The following is a 17,986-nucleotide window of genomic DNA, read 5'->3' as shown; positions in this document are numbered from 1 at the left end:
TGTTGCTACCGCTGCCCGAAACGTTTGCATGTCGATATTGTTGCGCTCTACCCGCTCGCTACAATGGACATCGTGCTGCGTTAGAAGGAGAGTTTACGGTGTCTGAACAGGTGAATTGTGGTTTTACTCATGCGTTCGGTGCACGGTTGCTCAATCATGCGGATAGCGCAGCTCTACCGGTTGATGCATACGACTTTTCCGATGCAATCAATCGGTGTTTACTCGTCGATAAGACTATGTTTATTGCCGATATATTGGACAGTGAAGCACCTGTTGCGCTTTGCTGTCGGCCCAAGGGTTTTGGCAAGAGCATGAATCTATCGATGCTCAAGTGCTATTTGGAACGACCTGATCACCGGCTGCCGGATCGAAGCCTGTTCGCTGGTACCCAGATTTGGCAGGCGGGCGGCGGTCGCTATCGTGATGAGTACGCGAGTTATCCGGTCATCATGCTCGACTTTACAGCTGCCGCTTCGAGGCATGGCGCTGGTGCTGCGGCAGCAATTCGCGGAGCTGTCGTGCGCGAGTGCGCCAGATTGCTGCCGCTGCTTGCCGCGCCTGATCTGTCAAGACGTGAGGTTCGTCTTATCGAGAGGGTGGCGCGTGGGGTGGCCAGCGATAGGGAGATCGATGCGGCGCTTGGCGTGCTTATTAAACTGCTCCAGGTAGCTTTCGATGAACATGTTGTTCTTCTGATAGACGACTACGACGTGGTATGTCCAAAGCGTTTGGGCGCTAAGGACGACGGTAGCGTGGATTCCCTAGAGTCGCTCAGCCGAATGTTGTTCGACACCATTGCCGACGCCGGCGACTCGTTGCGATTGACGTGTCTTATGGGCGAGCGCCCCGGTCCTGCCGAGTTCGCGTTGTCCCAACGTGGGGTTTCCTATCGGTCGGCGACACCGCTGTCGAGCTGGTGTGATCGATGGTTCGGTTTTTCGGACGACGAAGTCCAGGTGCTGTTGATCGCATCGGTCGCAACGGCTGTCTGGATGACGCGCGTGAGTGGCTCGAGGGCTATCTGTTTGGTGGTTTTTATTGCTCGATCCCGGAGCGCGTGGTGGACTACGCACATCGCGGTTGCGTCGCGCCCGTTCGGGCAGATCTGTATGGTTACGCCGACCGTCTGAGCGCATGCGTCGGCGACTGGAATCTCATGCGCCTGTCCGCATTGTTCGATTTGCTTGAGCCGCATGGGTTTATTGAGGCGCCAGTGCATGTGCATGCCGAGGAGGCCGATGCTGCCAAGCCCGAAGATATCTGGACAGCGCTGTATCTGTCTGGATTTCTTACGACGGACATGACGGGGCATTCGGAGGACGGCGCGTGCCTTCGTTCCCTGCGTCTGCCTAACAACGAAGTGCGTCAGGCGCTCCGTCTTGTAATTCTGGAATGGTTTGAGTGCGCCGTTGAGGACGTTGGAGTTATCGACTCGTTCCATGACGGGCTGTGTCGAGGAGACGAGGACACTGTAAAGCAAGCTTTGAGCTGTGCTATCGGCGATCTGGGCATCGATGTGGGCCAATCAGATATGCCGACAGCCTATCATCTGGCGCTTCAGGGGCTCTGCTTTGGACTGCCCGGCTATTGCAATCCCAGCTCCAAGCGAAGTGGCGTCTCGGATCGCTGGGATATCCAGGTGATTCCCACCGGTCGGGTGTTTGACGTGGCCGACACGCTCGGCATGCTGGACGAGCGCCCGCTGATAACGATCAACATGATGTACGACCCTGGCGTCGATGCCCTGGGCCTGGAACTGTTGGCGGTTCAGGCGCTGCTCGAAATCGAGCGCAACGGCATCGATGATATTCGCGTGCCACGCCCTGCCGTCGGGCGTATGCGCTGGGGCTTTGGCTTTGACGGGCAGCGCGTGTCCGTGGTGTGCCAGCGGTTATAGGGGATGGCGAAAGCCCTTTGCTACTCGGCGTCCTTCAGGGGCGGCATGGGCTTCCAGTTGGGGTCCTTGATGATCTTGCGGGCGTCCTTCATGCCACGGCGCAGCGCCGGAATACCGGTCTTAAAGCACTTGTCAACGGCGGCCAGACGAATGAACTCCTTGCAGAAGGTCGCGGCGTTGCCCAGACGGAACAGCATGGGGTGATAGTCGCCATAGATCTGCATGTAGCGGGCCAGATAGCCGCGGTTGCGCATGATGTAATAGCGGTTGGTGTCGCTCGTGGAGTTGAGTTGGCGCTTACCGGCGATGTCCCAGTTGGAGACGGCGCGGGCGCGCTTGAGCACCACGTCGGCAACCACGGCGGCGGGGAAGTGCTGGCTGGCCACGTAGCCGTAGCAGGCATCGTCGCCGTAGATAAAGAAGCGTGCGTCGGGCAGGCCAATCTTGTTGACCACGCGGCGCGAGAACATGCCGCCCTCAAAGCACAGTTGGTTCATGGTGCGGTAGCCCTCGGGTCCCAAGTCCCACTTGGCGACAGGGTTGGGAATGCCGAGCGAAAGGATGAGTTGGTATTGCCAAAAGAAGGCGCCGCCGTCAAAGTCCAGGCGCGAACCCTGGATGACATCGTAGCGGTCGGTCCACTTGGCAAGACGCTCGATGCCTTCGGGGATGACGAGCACGTCGTCGTCCATCACCCAGAACCACTGGGCCCCCAGATCGTAGGCGCATTTAGTGCCAGCGGAGAAGCCGCCCGCACCGCCGCCGTTTTCGAGCTGCGGGGCGTAGATGACACGGTCGGTGCCGCCCTGCGCGTCGGGCTGCTCGGTGTCGATACCCCACAGGTTGGCCAGACGCTCGTTAAATGCGGCGCACATGGCCTCGGTCTCGCGCGAATTCTCGTTATCGACAATCACGATGCGCCAGGGCGTTGCCGTGAGCTCGGTCATGGAGTCGAACAAGTTGGCCAGGAGTTCCTGGCGCTTGTACGTAACGACGACGATGGCGAGCTTATCGATGGGAGCGGGAAGGGTTGAAGGCATGGGGCAATATATCCTTTCACGCGCGGCGCGCATGCGCTGCGCGGAAGCTATCGAATACGTCCTTGGGACTGTCCTATTGTAAAGGCTCGGCGCACCTTGACGGCAAGCTTTGAATAAAACGCAGGAACCTGCCATGGGCCCGCCGCATGATGTGGGGCTGCTTTGCCCGCAAGAGGCTCCATAGATTATATAAACGCCCGCTGGCGCGCTGACCCTTTGATACCATGAAACGACAGGTATTTCCTAAGGAGCACATTTGTCTACTAACGTCTCTGGCAGCCCTGTTCTGTCGCTGCTTATTCCCATTTACAATGTTCAGCGCTACCTGCGCGAGTGTCTCGATTCCGCCCTGGCACAGACGCTCAAGGATATTGAGATCATCTGCATTAACGACGGGTCGACCGACAACTCGCCGGCGATTATTCGCGAGTATATGGAGCGCGATAGGCGCGTCAAGATGATCGACAAGGCCAACAGCGGCTACGGCGACTCGATGAACCACGGTCTGGAGATGGCGCGTGGCAAGTACGTTGGCATCTTGGAGTCCGATGACTTTATGGCGTCCGACGCACTCGAAAAGCTTGTCTCGGCCGCCGATAGCAATAATGCCGACTTTGCGAAGGCGAACTTTGATTTCTACTGGTCTAAGCCCGAGGAACGCCGTTCGCTGCACGAGATGTTTAGACCTCAGGATTGTGGCAAGCCAGTGCATCCGAGCGATACGACGCAGTTCTTTAAGCAAAAGCCATCGATTTGGTCGGCCGTGTACCGTCGCGATTTTCTTGAGCGCAACGGCATTACGTTCCTGCCGACTCCGGGGGCATCCTTTCAGGACACGTCATTCGCCTTTAAGGTGATCGCGTGCGCCGATAAGGCTGTTTACCTGCACGATGCCGTGCTGTCGTATCGCCAGGACAACGAGAATTCCTCGGTCAATTCTTCGGCTAAGGTCTTTTGCGTCAATACCGAGTATGCCGAGATCGAGCGTTGGATTCGACAGGATTATGCCCGTGACCACGCAAGTGATGACGTCGCGCGCATGCTCAAGTTCAATCAGCTCATTAAGTACGATTCGTATATGTGGAACTACGTGCGCTTGGCGCCTAAGTTCTATAAGGAGTTCCTGGTTCAGATGGCCAAGGAGTTCCAAGCGGCCTTGGACGCGGGGGAGTTTTCGCTTGACGACCTCAAGCCGTGGAAGCGCGCAAATCTCGCTGCCATCCTCAAAGATCCTGAGGGCTGGGTTGACGAGCATCCGAGTTTTGCGACGGATGGTGCCTTGGGGCGTGCTAAGTATTACGCCTCGGTTGGAGGCCCAGGCGTGGTTGCTGCCTTCCTCATCGAATCGCTGAGGGGGTAGGTCGACATGGGAGAGACTTTGACCCCCAAAGCGACCATTGTCGTCCCCGTTTACAACTCTGCGCGCTCCATTCAGCGATGCCTCGATTCGCTGTTGGCTCAGTCCGAACGCTCGATTCAGGTTGTCTGCGTCAACGACGGTTCGACTGATGATTCGTTGAACGTGTTGCGCCAGGTCGCGCAGGCCGACGATCGCGTACTGGTGATTGACCAGGAAAATGCGGGTGTCTCGTGTGCTCGAAATGCCGGTATCGATGCCGCCGAGGGCGAGACCGTCTTTTTTGTGGACGCCGACGATTATATCGATGCCCAGACGGTCGAGCGCGTACTGCATGCCATGGAGTCTGCAGATGCCGAGGCCGCCGTTTTTGGCGGCGTCTGTGAACCAGCCGATGCTGCCCCCAAACGCGTCCATCAACTCATGAGCCCCAAAGCCGGTACCTTCGACGCCCGTGATCCCCAACTTCTGTTCCATTCGAATGCGCAGCCCTATGCCTGCCGCGTGGCTTTTTCGCGCGAGCTGCTCAATCGCGAAGGCATTCGCTTCGCCCCCGGTTTGGCTTTGGGCGAGGACGTCGTCTTCCAATTTGCGGCTTATGCGCTTGCCCGCAAGACCGTCGTCATGCCGGACAAGTTCTACCACTACGTGATGGAGAGCGAATCGGCGACGCACGAGTTCAACAGTGCCGAGGCTCGCGCCAAAAAGCTTGACGCCCACATGAGAATGCTCGAGGAGGTCTTGGAGGGCTGGGCGGCCTACGGTCTTTTGGACCTGTGCCCCGGCGAGCTGATCACCTGGTTCCTGGACCTCATTGTGTTCGACCTGGCGCGCTTGGATGCCGATGACTTCCATCGCGTGGCGGCTCGCGTCAACATGGACCTCACGACGTTTTTGGGAACGGAGTGGGCGGATATGCCTGCTAAGGGCGCCGTTCGCCGTGTTGCCCACAAGCTCGTTGCGGCGACCTCGGGCGTTTCGATGGCAGATGCCGCGCTGTTCTATCTTTCGACTCGCGGTCTCAAAGCCTGCCTGGAGCGTTTTATCTAATTCCAAGCGCTGCCGCCCGCCGCAACTCGGCTGCTAAAATAACCCTGTTACACGCTATTCAACAGGAGGTTCTCTTGCAGAACTCTGATACCCCTAAAGTTTCGCTTCTTGTTCCCATCTGCAATGTTGAGCGCTACCTGCGTGAGTGCCTCGATTCCGCCGTGGCGCAGACGCTCGAGGACATCGAGATCATCTGCATCAACGACGGCTCCACCGATAGCTCGCCAGATATCATCCGCGAGTACATGGAGCGCGACCCCCGTGTAAAGATGATCGACAAGGCCAACAGCGGCTACGGCGACTCGATGAACCGCGGCCTGGAGATGGCGCGCGGCGAGTACGTGGGCATCCTTGAGTCCGACGACTTTATGTTTGAGGATTCACTCCAAAAGCTGGTCGCCAAGGCCGATGCCGAGCATGCCGATGTGGTAAAGGGCGACTTTTACCTGTATTGGTCCACGCCCAGCGAGCGGCGTGAGCTGTTTGGGATCATCGACGAGCATATGACGGGCGCCGCGTATCGCCCCGTCGATCGCCCGGGCATCTTCTACCGCAAACCTTCCATTTGGTCGGCTATCTACCGGCGCGAGTTCCTCAACGACAATCAGATTCGGTTTCTTCCCACGCCAGGTGCTTCGTATCAGGATGCGGGTTTTAACTTTAAGGTCTGGGCATGCGCCGAGCGTGCTGCGTTTATCGCGGACCCCATTTTGTGCTATCGCCAAGATAACGAGAAGAGCTCCGTTAATTCTCCTAACAAGGTGTTTTGCGTGTGCGACGAATATACCGAGATGCAGCGCTTTTTGGATGAACGCCCCGAGCTTAAGGCTCAGCTTCAGGGTATTTTAATGCGCATGAAGGTCGATACGTACCGTTGGAATGATGAGCGCCTGGTCGATGAATTGCGCGAGCAGTTTTGGGAGAAGGCATCTCCCGAGCTCAAGGCCGATTGGGATGCCGGTCGCTTTGACCTGTCTCTCTTCGACCCGCGTGGCGAGACCGACTTGCGACTGATGGTCAAGTCGCCCCGCGCCTATATCGATTCGCGCTTTGATTTTAAGAAGCCGGGCAAGCTCAATACGTTTAAACACTACTTTAAGATCGGCGGCCTGCCGCTGGTCTGGCGCGTGCTGACGTATCAGCGCGCCTACGGCGACAACCCGCACCCCGATGACGTTCCGGTCGCACAGTAGGAGCACTTGACTATGGCTACCCCCAAGATTTCCGTTGTCGTTCCTATCTATAACGTGGAGGAGTGCCTGGCCTGGTGCCTGGACTCCCTGCTTGCGCAGGACATGCCCGATTGGGAAGGCGTGCTGGTCAACGATGGCTCGCCGGACGGTTCGCGCGATATTGCGGCTGCCTATTGCGAAAAGGACGCGCGCTTTACGCTGGTCGATAAGCCCAACGGCGGCCTGTCGAGCGCCCGCAATGCGGGTATCGCTGCGTCCACGGCGCCTATTGTTGCTTTTTTGGATTCCGACGACCGCTTTACGCCCGATGCATGCCGCGTGATCGTCGATGCCTTTGAACGCGAGGATTGCGACGTGTTGACCTTTGGCGCGAATCCGTATCCGCTGGAGGCGGGGTATCCGTGGCTTAACTATGTGCTGAGCCCGCGCGATGTGTCGTTTGAAGGCTATAGCTCTGACCTGCTGTTTAAGGAAGCGTCTCGCCCCTTTGCATGGCGCACCGCCTGCAAGCGTGAGTTTTTGCTGGGCAACGGGATCGTGTTTGACGAAACCGTTAAGTATGGCGAGGACCAGGTCTTCGATTTTGCCGTGTACGGTCGTTCGCGTAAGACCGCGCTTATCTCGAACAAGCTGTATGACTACCGCGTGGCGCGCAAGGGCTCGCTTATGGACACCATGCGCTATGACGACGAGACGCGACTGCTGGAGCACGTGAAGATTTACTCCACGGTGCTGGCTGACTGGCAACGCGACGGTCTCGATGTCCAGTATGCCGATGACCTGGCGTACTTCCTATGCGATCTGGTGCTGTACGATGCGCTCAGGTTGCTGGGTTCGGACTGCGGCAAGGTGTTTGCCGCCGTTGCCGCGGCGCTTGCCGGTTCTGCCGTGGGCAGCGATGCTGCGCTCGCACAATGCGCTCCTTCTGTTGCCGCTATGGTGCGTGCGGCGCTTACCAGCAAGGCCCCCAATGCCCGTGAGTGCAAAAAGCTCATGTTCGATTACGACGTCTTGAGGTTTGGACGCCTGGGTGCCTGCAAACGTATGGCAGCGAACGCCCTGGGAAAGCGAGAAGTGTAGATGAGTATCAAGCGTTTGGCACTTTGCCGCAGTCAGGGCCGTCTGTTTGTGCTGCTTCGTTTTGCCGGTCAGGATGTCGCCGCGCTTATTGAACGGGAGGGTTCTCAAGCGTTTGCCCATGCGACGACGAGCGGTTCTTGTGTGCCGTCGCTGGTGCTCCCGGTCGATCATGGCCGTGTGCTGGCGCTTTGCCCTTCCGTTTCCGATTACGAGCGCGAGCTCGCCGTCTTGGTGCTTCCCTTTTTGGACGGCTCTACGATTGACGTCGCATTTGCGTCCGATGGCCAAAAGCTTGGCTCCATTCGCCCCGATAGCCGCGTGGCCAAGCTGGAATCCAAGGTTAACTACAAAGCAAAGCCTGCGCTGTGCGCGCTTATCCGCGATGCGCAGCGTGGCGAATGCTGCGGTCGCTACGAGATCGATGCCATTCGCTATTTGCCGGCAGACGCCGGCGCGGTGTGGCGCTATGAGGTTACCTGGGCGGGAGACCCCCAGTGCACCCCTGAGTTCCAGATCTTCGATACACATATGAACGCCATCGATGTTACCGTGCATGTTTTTGAATCGCAGGTTGACGTGCCGCAGCAGAACGGATGCCGCGTCAATAAAACGTATCTGAGCGTAGAGATGCCTCAGGATATACGGGATTTTGTCGCGATTGCGGCTGATCCCACGGGCCTAATCCAGAGCGGGTTTTGCGCTATGGATGGTCGCCTGTACAACGGCATGGTCGACGATAGCTGGAACCGCATGAAGGATGCGCGTGCAGACGACGCAGCTTATCGGCGTTGGTTTGAGCAACATCGCGCAAAGCCGGCCGATTTGGTGTGCCAGCGTGTCGCTTCGGCGGCCTTTGCCTATAGGCCGCTTGTGAGCATTGTGGTGCCGTGCTACAAGACTGATCGGGTCTACCTGCGCGAGCTGCTGGACTCGGTGCTAGCCCAGAGCTATGACAACTGGGAATTGCTCCTTATGGACGCCTCGCCCGAATGGGACGCGGTGGCCGCCCTTGCGGCAGGCGCTCACGACGAGCGCGTTCGTCGCATCGAGCTTCCCGGCAACGGCGGCATTGTGCTCAACACCAACGCTGGTATTGAGCAAGCGACGGGCGACTACATCGCGTTCTTGGACCACGATGACATCCTGGAACCGGACGCGTTATTCCACTATGTTGCCGCGCTGAACAAGGTTGCCGAGGGCGAGCGTCCCCAGGTCCTGTTCTGCGACGAGGACATGTTCCAGAAAACGGGGGAGTGGGGCCAGCCGGTCTTTAAGACGCGGCTCAACGTCGACCTGCTCTATAGCCATAACTGCGTGACGCATTTTCTGATGGTGGAGAAGGCACTTATCGATCGCATTGGCATGTCTCCGGAAGATGTTGCGGGTGCCCAGGACTACGACCTGACGCTCCGCTGCCTTGCGGCGGGCGCACGGTTTGAACATGTTGCGCACGTGCTGTATCACTGGCGCGTGCTTCCGGGATCGACCGCCGATGGTTCTGCCGATAGCAAGCCGTATGCCATCGAGGCCGGGCGCCTTGCGCTGCAGCGCCACTTTGATTCGTTGGGCGTTCACGGGACGGTCGAGGAGACCGAGACGCCGTTTGTCTACCGCATGCGCTATGCGCTGCCGGAGCCTGCGCCGCTGGTGAGCATTGTGATTCCCACCAAGGATCACATTGAGACGCTCGACGCCTGTGTAATGTCGATCGCCCAGAGAGTCACGTATGCCAATTACGAGATTGTCTTGGTGGAGAACAACAGCGAAGCCCCGGAGACGTTTGCGTATTACGAAACCCTGCCAGAGCGCGTGGCTGCAGCATCTGAAGGCAAGGGCATCGCGCGCGTTGTGTACTGGCCGGGCGAGTTCAATTACTCTCAGATCATTAATTTTGGCGTGGAGCATGCCAAGGGCGATTACCTTCTGCTGCTGAACAACGACACCGAGGTCATAAGCCCCTACTTTATCGAAGAGATGATGGGCTATATGCAGCGTCCCGATGCGGGCGTGGTGGGCGCCAAGCTCTACTTTGCCGATCATCTGGTGCAGCACGCGGGCATTGTGGTTGGCGTGCGTGGCGCACTTGCCCATGCCAACCAGGACTTCTCGGCAAAGCGCGAGGGCTATCTTGCCCGCGCTGTGCGCCCGGGCAACTTTAGCGCCGTAACGGGTGCCTGCCAGATGGTGCGACGCGACGTATTTGAGCGCGTCGGCGGCTACAACGAGGAATTCGCCGTTGGCTTTAACGACGCAGACTATTGCCTGCGCGTATGGGAGGCGGGCTACCGCACCATCTATACGCCCTATGCCGAGCTGTATCACTACGAGTTCACCTCGCGTGGCAGGGAAGAGGCCAACGAGGAAAAGCTGCGCCGTTGGAAACGCGAGCAAGCCCTGTTCATGCAGCGCTGGCCAGAGTTCTTCTTGACGGGCGATCCGTGGCTCGGACCGAACCTATCCTCCGAGAGCGAGTACTTCTCGGTCTAAAGCAATGGTTTTTAGGAAGTACTAAACTTTCTTTCGCTATGAGCTTGGAAGAAAGCAACGTTGGACTACCTACTAAGACAAATTACGAAAGCTCGATACTTCCGCGATAAGTTTATACAGACTTATGCAACACGATATAATCCGATATAGTCTACGATAAACTTATAAAGCTAAGATTGACCGATAATCGATTGTCTTGAGAGGCAAACAAGTGAGCGCCACAGCATTCCATAACCCGTTTCGTCCCACTGCCGGCGCTGAGCCTCCGCGCATAATTGGTCGTGATGATATTGCCCTTGAGTTTACTGAGAGTTTGAATGCGGGAATTGGTGCACCTGCGAGGCTCATGCGCATTGCTGGACCGAGGGGCTCCGGAAAAACTGTTTTGCTCTGCGATCTTAGGGATCGTGCTCGAGAGCTTGGATGGAAGACCGCTATTGTCTCTGCTGGCCCTAATCTATTGCTGGACTTGAGGGATCAGGTTGCTGATTCTTCCCTTGCGACTAATGCTTCGGTCGGCGTAAACGCCGGCTTTGTTTCCGCGAAAGTCGACGTTGCGCCCAAAGAGTCGAGCCTTAGAAAGTTGCTGAGTTCGGCAGCGAAGTCATCCAAGGGCCTTTTTATTGCCATCGATGAAGTTCAGGACGCCCCGATTGACGATATGCGTGCCATTGCGTCTACGGTTCAGCTTTTGATAGGGGAAAAAGTAGATATCGCACTTGCCTTTGCCGGCTTACCCGCCGGCGTTATGGATCTTATTAACGGCAAGGCGCTTACGTTCTTGCGACGTGCCCTCCCCGAAGATCTGGCGCCTATCAACCGGGTGGAGGTAGCTCTCTCTATGGGCGATAGTTTTGTCGCGACTGGTTTGACCATAGAGGACAATCTTCTGTCGAGAGCCGCTAAGGCCACTAAGGGCTATGCCTATCTGGTGCAACTGGTCGGTTATTCCATTTGGCAGCGCGCTAACTTGCATCGTGCCAAAAGTGCCATTGTGAGCGAGCGCGACGTCACCGAAGGCATTGCGCTGGCAGAGGCTCGTTTTCACGATGTTGTTCACGAGCCCGCGATTTCTGGACTGGGGCCTAACGATATCAAATACCTTTTGGCGATGTGCGAGGATAAACAACAGTCTAAATCAGCCGAGATTGCTAAGCGCATGGGTAAAAAGACCAATGAGATCAGCTCTATTAGGGCTAAATTGCTACAAAGAGAGGTTATTCAGGCGCCACAGAGAGGCTACGTGCAGTTTGCCTTGCCGGACCTAGATATTTATCTGCGAGAGAATGCCGAGGAGATTCTCGAACGCTTCTAGGTCGAGGCTTAATTAGGTTTTGATTTTACTTGGGGGCATTATGGCAAAAATACGAGATTCCCGTATCGAATTACTTCGCATTGTCCTTATGTGGACGGTAATGGCTCATCATTTTGTTGTTCACAACGCTGATTCTGTTTCCGTATTTCCTAGCTCGTTTACTAGGTTTTTCTACAATATCTTTTTCTATCCAATTGGAAGAACTGCGGTCGGCTGCTTTGTTGCCATAACAATCTGGTTTGTTGCGGGGAAAGCTGGATACTCCATTAAACAAGCTGTTAAACAGATAGCTTCAATCGAAGGCACGGTTCTCTTTTATAGTATTGCGCTGGGATTTTTCTTCATGCTTCACGGCGATATTCAAGTAAGTCCAACCAATTTGATAGATATTTTTGCACCAATTCTTACTGGTTCTAGTTGGTGGTTTGTAACCGTCTATGCTTGGCTTGTATTTTTACTGCCCTTTTTAATTCCGGCTTTGCATGCGTTGGACCAGAAACTACATCTTTATCTATCAATCTTTCTGGTCTTCGCCTTTGGATTCCTGCGTTATGTGCCGCTCTTTTGGATTCCCATCGACGGGCTACTAGTGGATTTTATTATTATTTGCGTTCTTGTTTGCTATATTCGCTGGTATGTAGATTTGTCAACAGTGAATATAAGGCACTTGGTTGCTTGCTGCATTGCTTCTTTTGTTGGAGTTGCAATCTCGTTTTATGGTCAATTCCATGTTGATGGTTTGCTGGGCTCGACCTTTGCGAATTTGTATAACGGCTTTTTTGGTTCACCGGCGTCCATTTTTTCATTAGTTATAGCCATCTCTGTCTTGTTGATCGATTTAAAAATGCCGCATTTTTCCTCCCGTTTCGTTAACACTGTCGCGAAACTATGTTTTGCTACTTATCTTATTTCTGACTATGGGCCTATCCAAAGTTGGCTCTGGAGCTCGCAGTTTCCCTTTACGCGTGTCGGCGTTGGACTGGGAATGTTGCAGGTGCTTCTGGTTCCAACAGCTGTGTTCGCGATTTGCTTAATGTTGGAAGGTCTCAGGAAGCTCTTGATTGGTTTCATCATACGTTTTATCGGCCCTTTCGATTTGTTAAATCAAGCTTTGTCGTAGAACCAAGACTTTTGACATTTTCTTCCGCATACGTGATTTGACGACGATCCCTCTATACAGGTGATGGAACGATTGGGATTTCGAACCAGCGTTCTCTGGTTGTAGCGGATTGGTCGACAACCATCTAGGAAAGCGCGTCGTGGGCACGCAAAGCCTGTTATAGGCATGGTAACGCCCACGGTTGTTGCAACTAAGACGAATATCACCGAGGCTGCTGTTAAGAAGCCGATCGAGCCGAAGACTGACGTGGTAACCGTTGCGAAGTTTTCTGAGACCGTCGATGATGACTCGGTTGGCATGCCTCTGGTGCTGGTGTTGTTGGAGGCGCTTTTAATTACTGTAGAGGCTTCGGTTTAAATCAAGGAATCGAACCGGTTTCCACATCAATAGAATGCGCTGACCGCATATGACGTATCGATATGGGCATGGTATTGCGTTTTTTAATTTGCGGCCACAAAGATGCCTTTTGCAAAGCGAAAGGGCTATCTTGCCCGCGCCGTGCGTCCGGGTAACTTTAGCGCCGTGACGGGCACCTGCCAGATGGTCCGACGCAACGTATTTGAGCGGGTCGGCGGCTATAACGAGGCATTCGCGGTTGGTTTTAACGGCGCAGACTTTTGCTTGCGCGTATGGGAGGCGAGCTACCGCACCATCTTTGCGCCCTATGCCGAGCTGTATCACTACGAGTTCACCTCGCGCGGCAGGGAAGAGGCCAACGAAGAAAAGCTGCGCCGCTGGAAGCGCGAACAGGCCCTGTTCATCCAGCGCTGGGCGGAGTTCTTCCTCGATGGCGACTCCTGGCTCGGACCAAACCCATCCTCCGACAGTGAGTACTTCTCGCTTTAGAGAGGAGTGGTGCCAAGGTTCGGTATAAGGTGCTCAAGAGCTGTGGAGGCGTTGGGCTTTGCTACACTGCTGGTGTTTGATTCGTGGAGATCGCGTCTTGCTTTGCCAAAAGCAACTGGCGAGATTATTCTGACGATGAAGCCCCAGCCGCCTCTGATGCAAGCGAAACATTGGGGCATTTTGCTGTATTTCGCGGCCGTGAGCTTAGGCGAATTACGACGAATTGCCTGCTTCAGGAATTTTTCGTGTCACAGGTGCTTGCGTTGTTTGGGGCGCTGCTTATTGATTTAAAAGCTAAAGTTTAACGCTGCGTCAATGGAAGAACGAAATAAAGCCCGCTGAGTACGCCTGCTATCTTTTATAGGAGCAGTCTCCCATCTGCTTTTATAACAATTCTCTTTTATAACTGGACTTCCGATGCGGAAGAGATTGTAAGATAATGCAACATTAGTATCATTATTTGTGATGGGGGATACGATATGAAAAAGGCATTGCGTGCCTCAGCAGCGTTTTCTTTAGCTGCTCTCTTGACGATTTCGCCCTTGATGAGTCCTGTAGCCGCTGCTTATGCTGTGAATAGCGTACGATCAGTGAATATTACATCAGATGCGGCGTCCGCAGACGGTGGCGTAGCTTCACGTGACGAGGGCCCTGCCGACGGAGACATGACTGTCGAGCAGTCGTTGCCGGTGGATGTTGACGAGGCGGCTGATGAGGATTTCGGTGCAGATGCTTCTTTGGTTGAACCGCAAGCCGAATCGACTGATTCTTCCTTCCAATATATATATATTGGCTACCCGAACCTTATCAGTGGGGCTGACCAAGTCGTCGCGTTTGCAACTCCTAATGACAGCGATACCATCGCCTCCGCAACGCTAAACTATGTGAGCGCCAACGGAGTTCAGGGAGCTGTTAATGCTTCCGCGCAGGCTGTAAATTCTGCCGCATTTACATTTGGCTCGAAGCTAGATCTCAATACATACTTTCTTACTTCAATAACCTATGTTCTGCAGGGCGACGATGCTGAACATGAGATTGATCTCTCTGACAGGGATTATTCTTTTGCGGTTGTTGAGAGCTCTGCTAATTCCGAGGGCACTTCCGTTTACTATGCAGACGGCGAAGGCAATGCTGTTGAGGCTCAATCCATCAAACAGGCGTTGGAGTGTGCCGATTCACCGGACGGCATTTCTACTTATGCTGCGCGCTCGGCTCGAAAAAACGTACGGGTAATTGCCCTTGATGCTGGCCATGGCGGCACTGATCCCGGTGCGCAAGGAAATGGAAAGAGTGAAGCGGATCTAACTTGGAAGATTGTTGCTGCTTGCAAGAATAAGCTTGAGGCGTATGGTTTTAAAGTCGTTCTTGCGCGCGAGCAAAGCGGTGGCTACTCCGGAAATGATTACCTTTATCGTGTCCAACGATGCGTGAGTCAAGGTGCGCAGGCCTTTGTTAGCTTCCATATTAATTCCGGTTCGCCTGTTGCCCATGGCGCTGAGGTATATGCCCCCACTGCCAATGAATATGATTACACGCAAGTTTCCGTCGAGCTCGCGAATAAAGTTATGAACAACCTCGCTTCTATGGGGCTCAGCTATCGCGGTGTATTCCAGATGGAAGTCGGAGATGAGTTCGCGGTCATCCGTTGTGCCCGCGAACAAGGTATTCCCGGCATCCTAATCGAGCATGGCTTTATTTCTAATGCGGGGGACGTGTTGAATTATTTTAGCGATGAGGGCTGTAGGCGTCTTGGCGAAGCCGATGCCGATGCGATCATTGCGCAATTTCCTAAGTCAACTTGGCTCGACTATTCTTCCGTATTCGATGCTAATTACTATTTGTCGCATTATCCCGACGTTGCCAAAGCTACGGCTGGAAATAGCGATTTAGCTCTAGACCATTTTATTAACTATGGCATGAGCGAAGGTAGGCGCGGCTCTGCCACTTTTGATGTACAGAGTTATTTTAATGAGTATCCAGATTTAAGAGCTGCCTTTGGCTTTGATTTAGTTAAGTACTATGAGCATTACGTTACGGCAGGAAAAGCAGAAGGAAGGCATGGGACCGGATGCTCAAAGATCGAGGGATACGCTACGACTATCAATGGTGTTGATTATTCATCCGTCTATGATCCCTCATTTTATCTATCGAATAACAAAGATATTCGCAACGCTTTTTCTAAACGAAGCCCCGCTGGCGTTGTAATGATTGACGATGCTGCCGTGCTGCGCCATTTCGTCAGCTGCGGCATGGCTGAGGGCCGGCGCGGGAGCGAGTCCTTCGACGTGCTGAGCTATTACAACAGATACCCCGACCTGCGTCGCGCGTTCGGTGCCAACCTCACCGCTCTTTATGGCCATTACCTCAGCAGCGGTCGCGCTGAGGGGAGGATTGCGATCGGATGTGATTCCCTCGCGGGCGCTGTCGTTTCGCAGGGCGGTACCGATTATTCCCCCGTTTACGATTTCCACTTCTATACCTCCAACAACGGTGACGTCCTGAACGCCTTTACAGCCGTCAAGGGCGGTTTGAGGTTCGTTGACGATGCTGCCGTGCTGCGCCATTTCGTCAGCTGCGGCATGGCTGAGGGCCGGCGCGGGAGCGAGTCCTTCGACGTCTACGGCTATCGAAATCGTTATACGGACCTGAGGAAGGCTATCGGGCTGAACCTGAAGAGCTATTACATTCACTATTTAAATTGCGGCATTAAGGAGGGGCGTAATGGCGCAAGTATGACTGGATATGAAGGCCTTATTATGTCGCCCGCCTATTCAACCTATCTAGATGCTGCCAATCAGTTCACAAAGACTGTGGGTACTAAAGGATTCCCTTCAGCCGTGTATACGGATAGGGGAGCGTCGAACATTAGAGATTTCTGCAGAATTCTATATGAAGAGGCTCAGTTGGAAGGCGTCTCACCTGAGGTTTTATATGGACAGGTGATGAAAGAAACTGGGTATCTAAAGTTTGGCAATTTGGTTCAGCCTGATCAGTGTAATTTTGGAGGCCTTGGTGCCACGGGGGCTGGTAACCCAGGCTATAGCTTCGGATCTGTTCGTGAGGGACTGCGGGCGCAGGTCCAACATCTAAAGGCGTATGGTTCTACGAAGCCCTTGGTCAATCCGTGTATTGACGCTCGCTTTAAATATGTCAGTCGTGGTTGCGCTCCGAGAACCATTGATTTAAATGGTAAATGGGCTGTTCCTGGCGTTGGATATGGTGAAAGCATTGATGCAATCGCTAAAGAGGTAATTGGTTAGGCTATTTAATAAAATCTAAAACCGATTGGGTTAATTTGACTGATAATTTAAAGAAAAACATTACATGGAATACCGTTGGCTCTATTGCATACCTTGCTTGCCAGTGGTTAACGACAGTTGCTGTAGTTCGACTATCGTCGGATTTTACCTATGCTGGTGATTTATCTTTGGCAATGACAATCAGCAATCTATTTGTTCCGATCGGTTTATATAAGATTCGATCCTTTCAAGTATCCGATCTTTCATGTGAGTATTCTTCAGGGGAATACATTGGTTTTCGTTTAAGCACAATAGTGTTGGGATTTGTTTTCGTATTACCTTATGCATTCTTTACCTGTCAGCAGTCTTCCCTTCTCCCCGTGTACCTCTATTGCATATATAAGTCAATTGAAGTTATGGTTGATGTGTTCCATGGCATTGATCAAAAAGCGGGAAATATGTTTTATTGTGGCATGTCGATGCTACTGAGAGGTATTTTGTCTCTTCTGGTGTTTTGCGCCGGAATGTATATCTCACATTCTCTTGTATTGAGTATTGTTCTGATGATCGCGGTGTCTCTCCCCGTGATGATTGTTGATGCACGTTGGGCTTCTAATTTCGACACGATCGTTCCTTCTTTCAGGTTCAAGGCGATGTCTGAACTGTTTTATAAGTGTCTTCCCGCTACGGTTGGGGTTTTTTGTTGTGCTGCGGTTACATCCGTTTCGCGTCAAGAACTTGCTACCGTACTGGGTGCCTCAATGTTGGGTGTTTATTCCTCGGTGTGTTCTCCTGCGGCAATCGTTCAGGCGGGTGCTGCTAATGCCTATGCCCCTTTGCTCGGCGTTTTTGCGAGCGCTAGTGAGTCGGGGGATAATAAAACATTTAATGCTATGTTGATGAAGGTCGTTCTTGGTGCTCTAGTTTTGTCCATTGTTATTCTGTTAGCTTGTTTTATCTGCGGCGACTACTTGTTGGGACTAATTTTTGGTGACCAAATTCATCAGTACTCTTTTTTGCTATACGGTGCGGTTATTAGCTCGCTGCTTACGGCGTTTATCGGCTTCTTTTCCGACCTGACGATTGTTAAGAGAAAGATGGCTGGTAATCTTGTTGGTAATTTAGTTGCTTTAATCGTTGCCGTCCCCCTTTCTAGCTTATTGATTCGGCTATTTGGACCTAACGGAACGAGTGCCGCAATTTCGCTTGCTTATCTTGTCGGATGTGTCGCGATGCTTCCTTGCATTATTCGGAAATAGTGCATCAGAGATTTGTTAAATACTTAGATACAAAAGTGTTTGGCTGAGACTATATATCCACCCGTAATGACTTCTTCAACGCTAATTGGGGGAGTTATCAGTT

Annotated in this window: 15 protein-coding genes; 14 read left to right on the top strand and 1 reads right to left on the bottom strand. The window is 53.6% G+C overall.

Annotation, left to right across the window (positions count from 1 at the left end):
* Nucleotides 1–98 precede the first annotated feature (98 nt).
* Together DXD48_RS02720 and DXD48_RS02715 are read left to right on the top strand one after the other, a co-directional pair.
* Nucleotides 99–1,130, top strand: a complete 1,032-nt coding sequence (locus DXD48_RS02720; protein ID WP_117563900.1) for an AAA family ATPase — start codon at nt 99–101, stop codon at nt 1,128–1,130.
* Nucleotides 1,061–1,897, top strand: coding sequence for a hypothetical protein (locus DXD48_RS02715; protein ID WP_147324136.1), 837 nt, complete (start codon nt 1,061–1,063; stop codon nt 1,895–1,897). Before DXD48_RS02720 ends, DXD48_RS02715 begins: the two co-directional genes overlap by 70 nt.
* Before the next feature lie 20 nt (nt 1,898–1,917).
* Here DXD48_RS02715 and DXD48_RS02710 read toward each other — a convergent pair whose 3' ends face one another.
* The gene (locus tag DXD48_RS02710; RefSeq protein WP_117563898.1) at nt 1,918–2,937 is read right to left on the bottom strand and encodes a glycosyltransferase; all 1,020 of its coding nucleotides are present in this window, start codon (nt 2,935–2,937) and stop codon (nt 1,918–1,920) included.
* A 256-nt stretch (nt 2,938–3,193) separates the two neighbouring features.
* Here DXD48_RS02710 and DXD48_RS02705 point away from each other — a divergent pair, with 256 nt between their 5' ends.
* The 12 genes from DXD48_RS02705 to DXD48_RS02655 all read left to right on the top strand — a co-directional run bounded on the left by DXD48_RS02705 (nt 3,194) and on the right by DXD48_RS02655 (nt 17,883).
* Complete coding sequence (locus DXD48_RS02705) at nt 3,194–4,297, top strand: glycosyltransferase (protein ID WP_117563897.1); 1,104 nt, start codon at nt 3,194–3,196, stop codon at nt 4,295–4,297.
* A gap of 6 nt (nt 4,298–4,303) precedes the next feature.
* The gene (locus DXD48_RS02700) at nt 4,304–5,344 is read left to right on the top strand and encodes a glycosyltransferase (protein WP_117563896.1); all 1,041 of its coding nucleotides are present in this window, start codon (nt 4,304–4,306) and stop codon (nt 5,342–5,344) included.
* Between the two features lie 74 nt (nt 5,345–5,418).
* The gene (locus DXD48_RS02695; protein WP_158548912.1) at nt 5,419–6,537 is read left to right on the top strand and encodes a glycosyltransferase family 2 protein; all 1,119 of its coding nucleotides are present in this window, start codon (nt 5,419–5,421) and stop codon (nt 6,535–6,537) included.
* Nucleotides 6,538–6,549: 12 nt separating this feature from the next.
* Nucleotides 6,550–7,617, top strand: a complete 1,068-nt coding sequence (locus DXD48_RS02690; protein WP_117563894.1) for a glycosyltransferase family 2 protein — start codon at nt 6,550–6,552, stop codon at nt 7,615–7,617.
* Nucleotides 7,618–10,104 (top strand): glycosyltransferase family 2 protein, encoded by a 2,487-nt coding sequence (locus tag DXD48_RS02685; RefSeq protein ID WP_117563893.1) that lies wholly within the window; start codon nt 7,618–7,620, stop codon nt 10,102–10,104.
* 211 nt (nt 10,105–10,315) lie between these two features.
* Entirely contained in the window at nt 10,316–11,419 is a 1,104-nt protein-coding gene (locus tag DXD48_RS02680; protein ID WP_233502337.1) for an ATP-binding protein, read from the top strand.
* A gap of 40 nt (nt 11,420–11,459) precedes the next feature.
* Complete coding sequence (locus DXD48_RS02675) at nt 11,460–12,539, top strand: acyltransferase family protein (RefSeq protein ID WP_117563892.1); 1,080 nt, start codon at nt 11,460–11,462, stop codon at nt 12,537–12,539.
* 165 nt (nt 12,540–12,704) lie between these two features.
* Nucleotides 12,705–12,896 (top strand): hypothetical protein, encoded by a 192-nt coding sequence (locus DXD48_RS02670; protein WP_117563891.1) that lies wholly within the window; start codon nt 12,705–12,707, stop codon nt 12,894–12,896.
* Between the two features lie 102 nt (nt 12,897–12,998).
* On the top strand, nt 12,999–13,385 hold the full coding sequence (locus DXD48_RS02665) for a glycosyltransferase family 2 protein (RefSeq protein ID WP_117563890.1): 387 nt from the start codon (nt 12,999–13,001) through the stop codon (nt 13,383–13,385).
* A gap of 83 nt (nt 13,386–13,468) precedes the next feature.
* Complete coding sequence (locus DXD48_RS09995; protein WP_147324135.1) at nt 13,469–13,690, top strand: hypothetical protein; 222 nt, start codon at nt 13,469–13,471, stop codon at nt 13,688–13,690.
* A 174-nt stretch (nt 13,691–13,864) separates the two neighbouring features.
* Nucleotides 13,865–16,645, top strand: coding sequence for an N-acetylmuramoyl-L-alanine amidase (locus DXD48_RS02660; protein ID WP_117563889.1), 2,781 nt, complete (start codon nt 13,865–13,867; stop codon nt 16,643–16,645).
* A gap of 35 nt (nt 16,646–16,680) precedes the next feature.
* On the top strand, nt 16,681–17,883 hold the full coding sequence (locus DXD48_RS02655; RefSeq protein ID WP_147324134.1) for a lipopolysaccharide biosynthesis protein: 1,203 nt from the start codon (nt 16,681–16,683) through the stop codon (nt 17,881–17,883).
* Nucleotides 17,884–17,986: the final 103 nt, after the last annotated feature.

It is taken from the genome of Collinsella sp. TM05-37, from assembly GCF_003436455.1.
Classification (GTDB): domain Bacteria; phylum Actinomycetota; class Coriobacteriia; order Coriobacteriales; family Coriobacteriaceae; genus Collinsella.
Note: the sequence above shows the minus strand (reverse complement) of the source record. Positions and strands in the feature narration are given on the sequence as shown.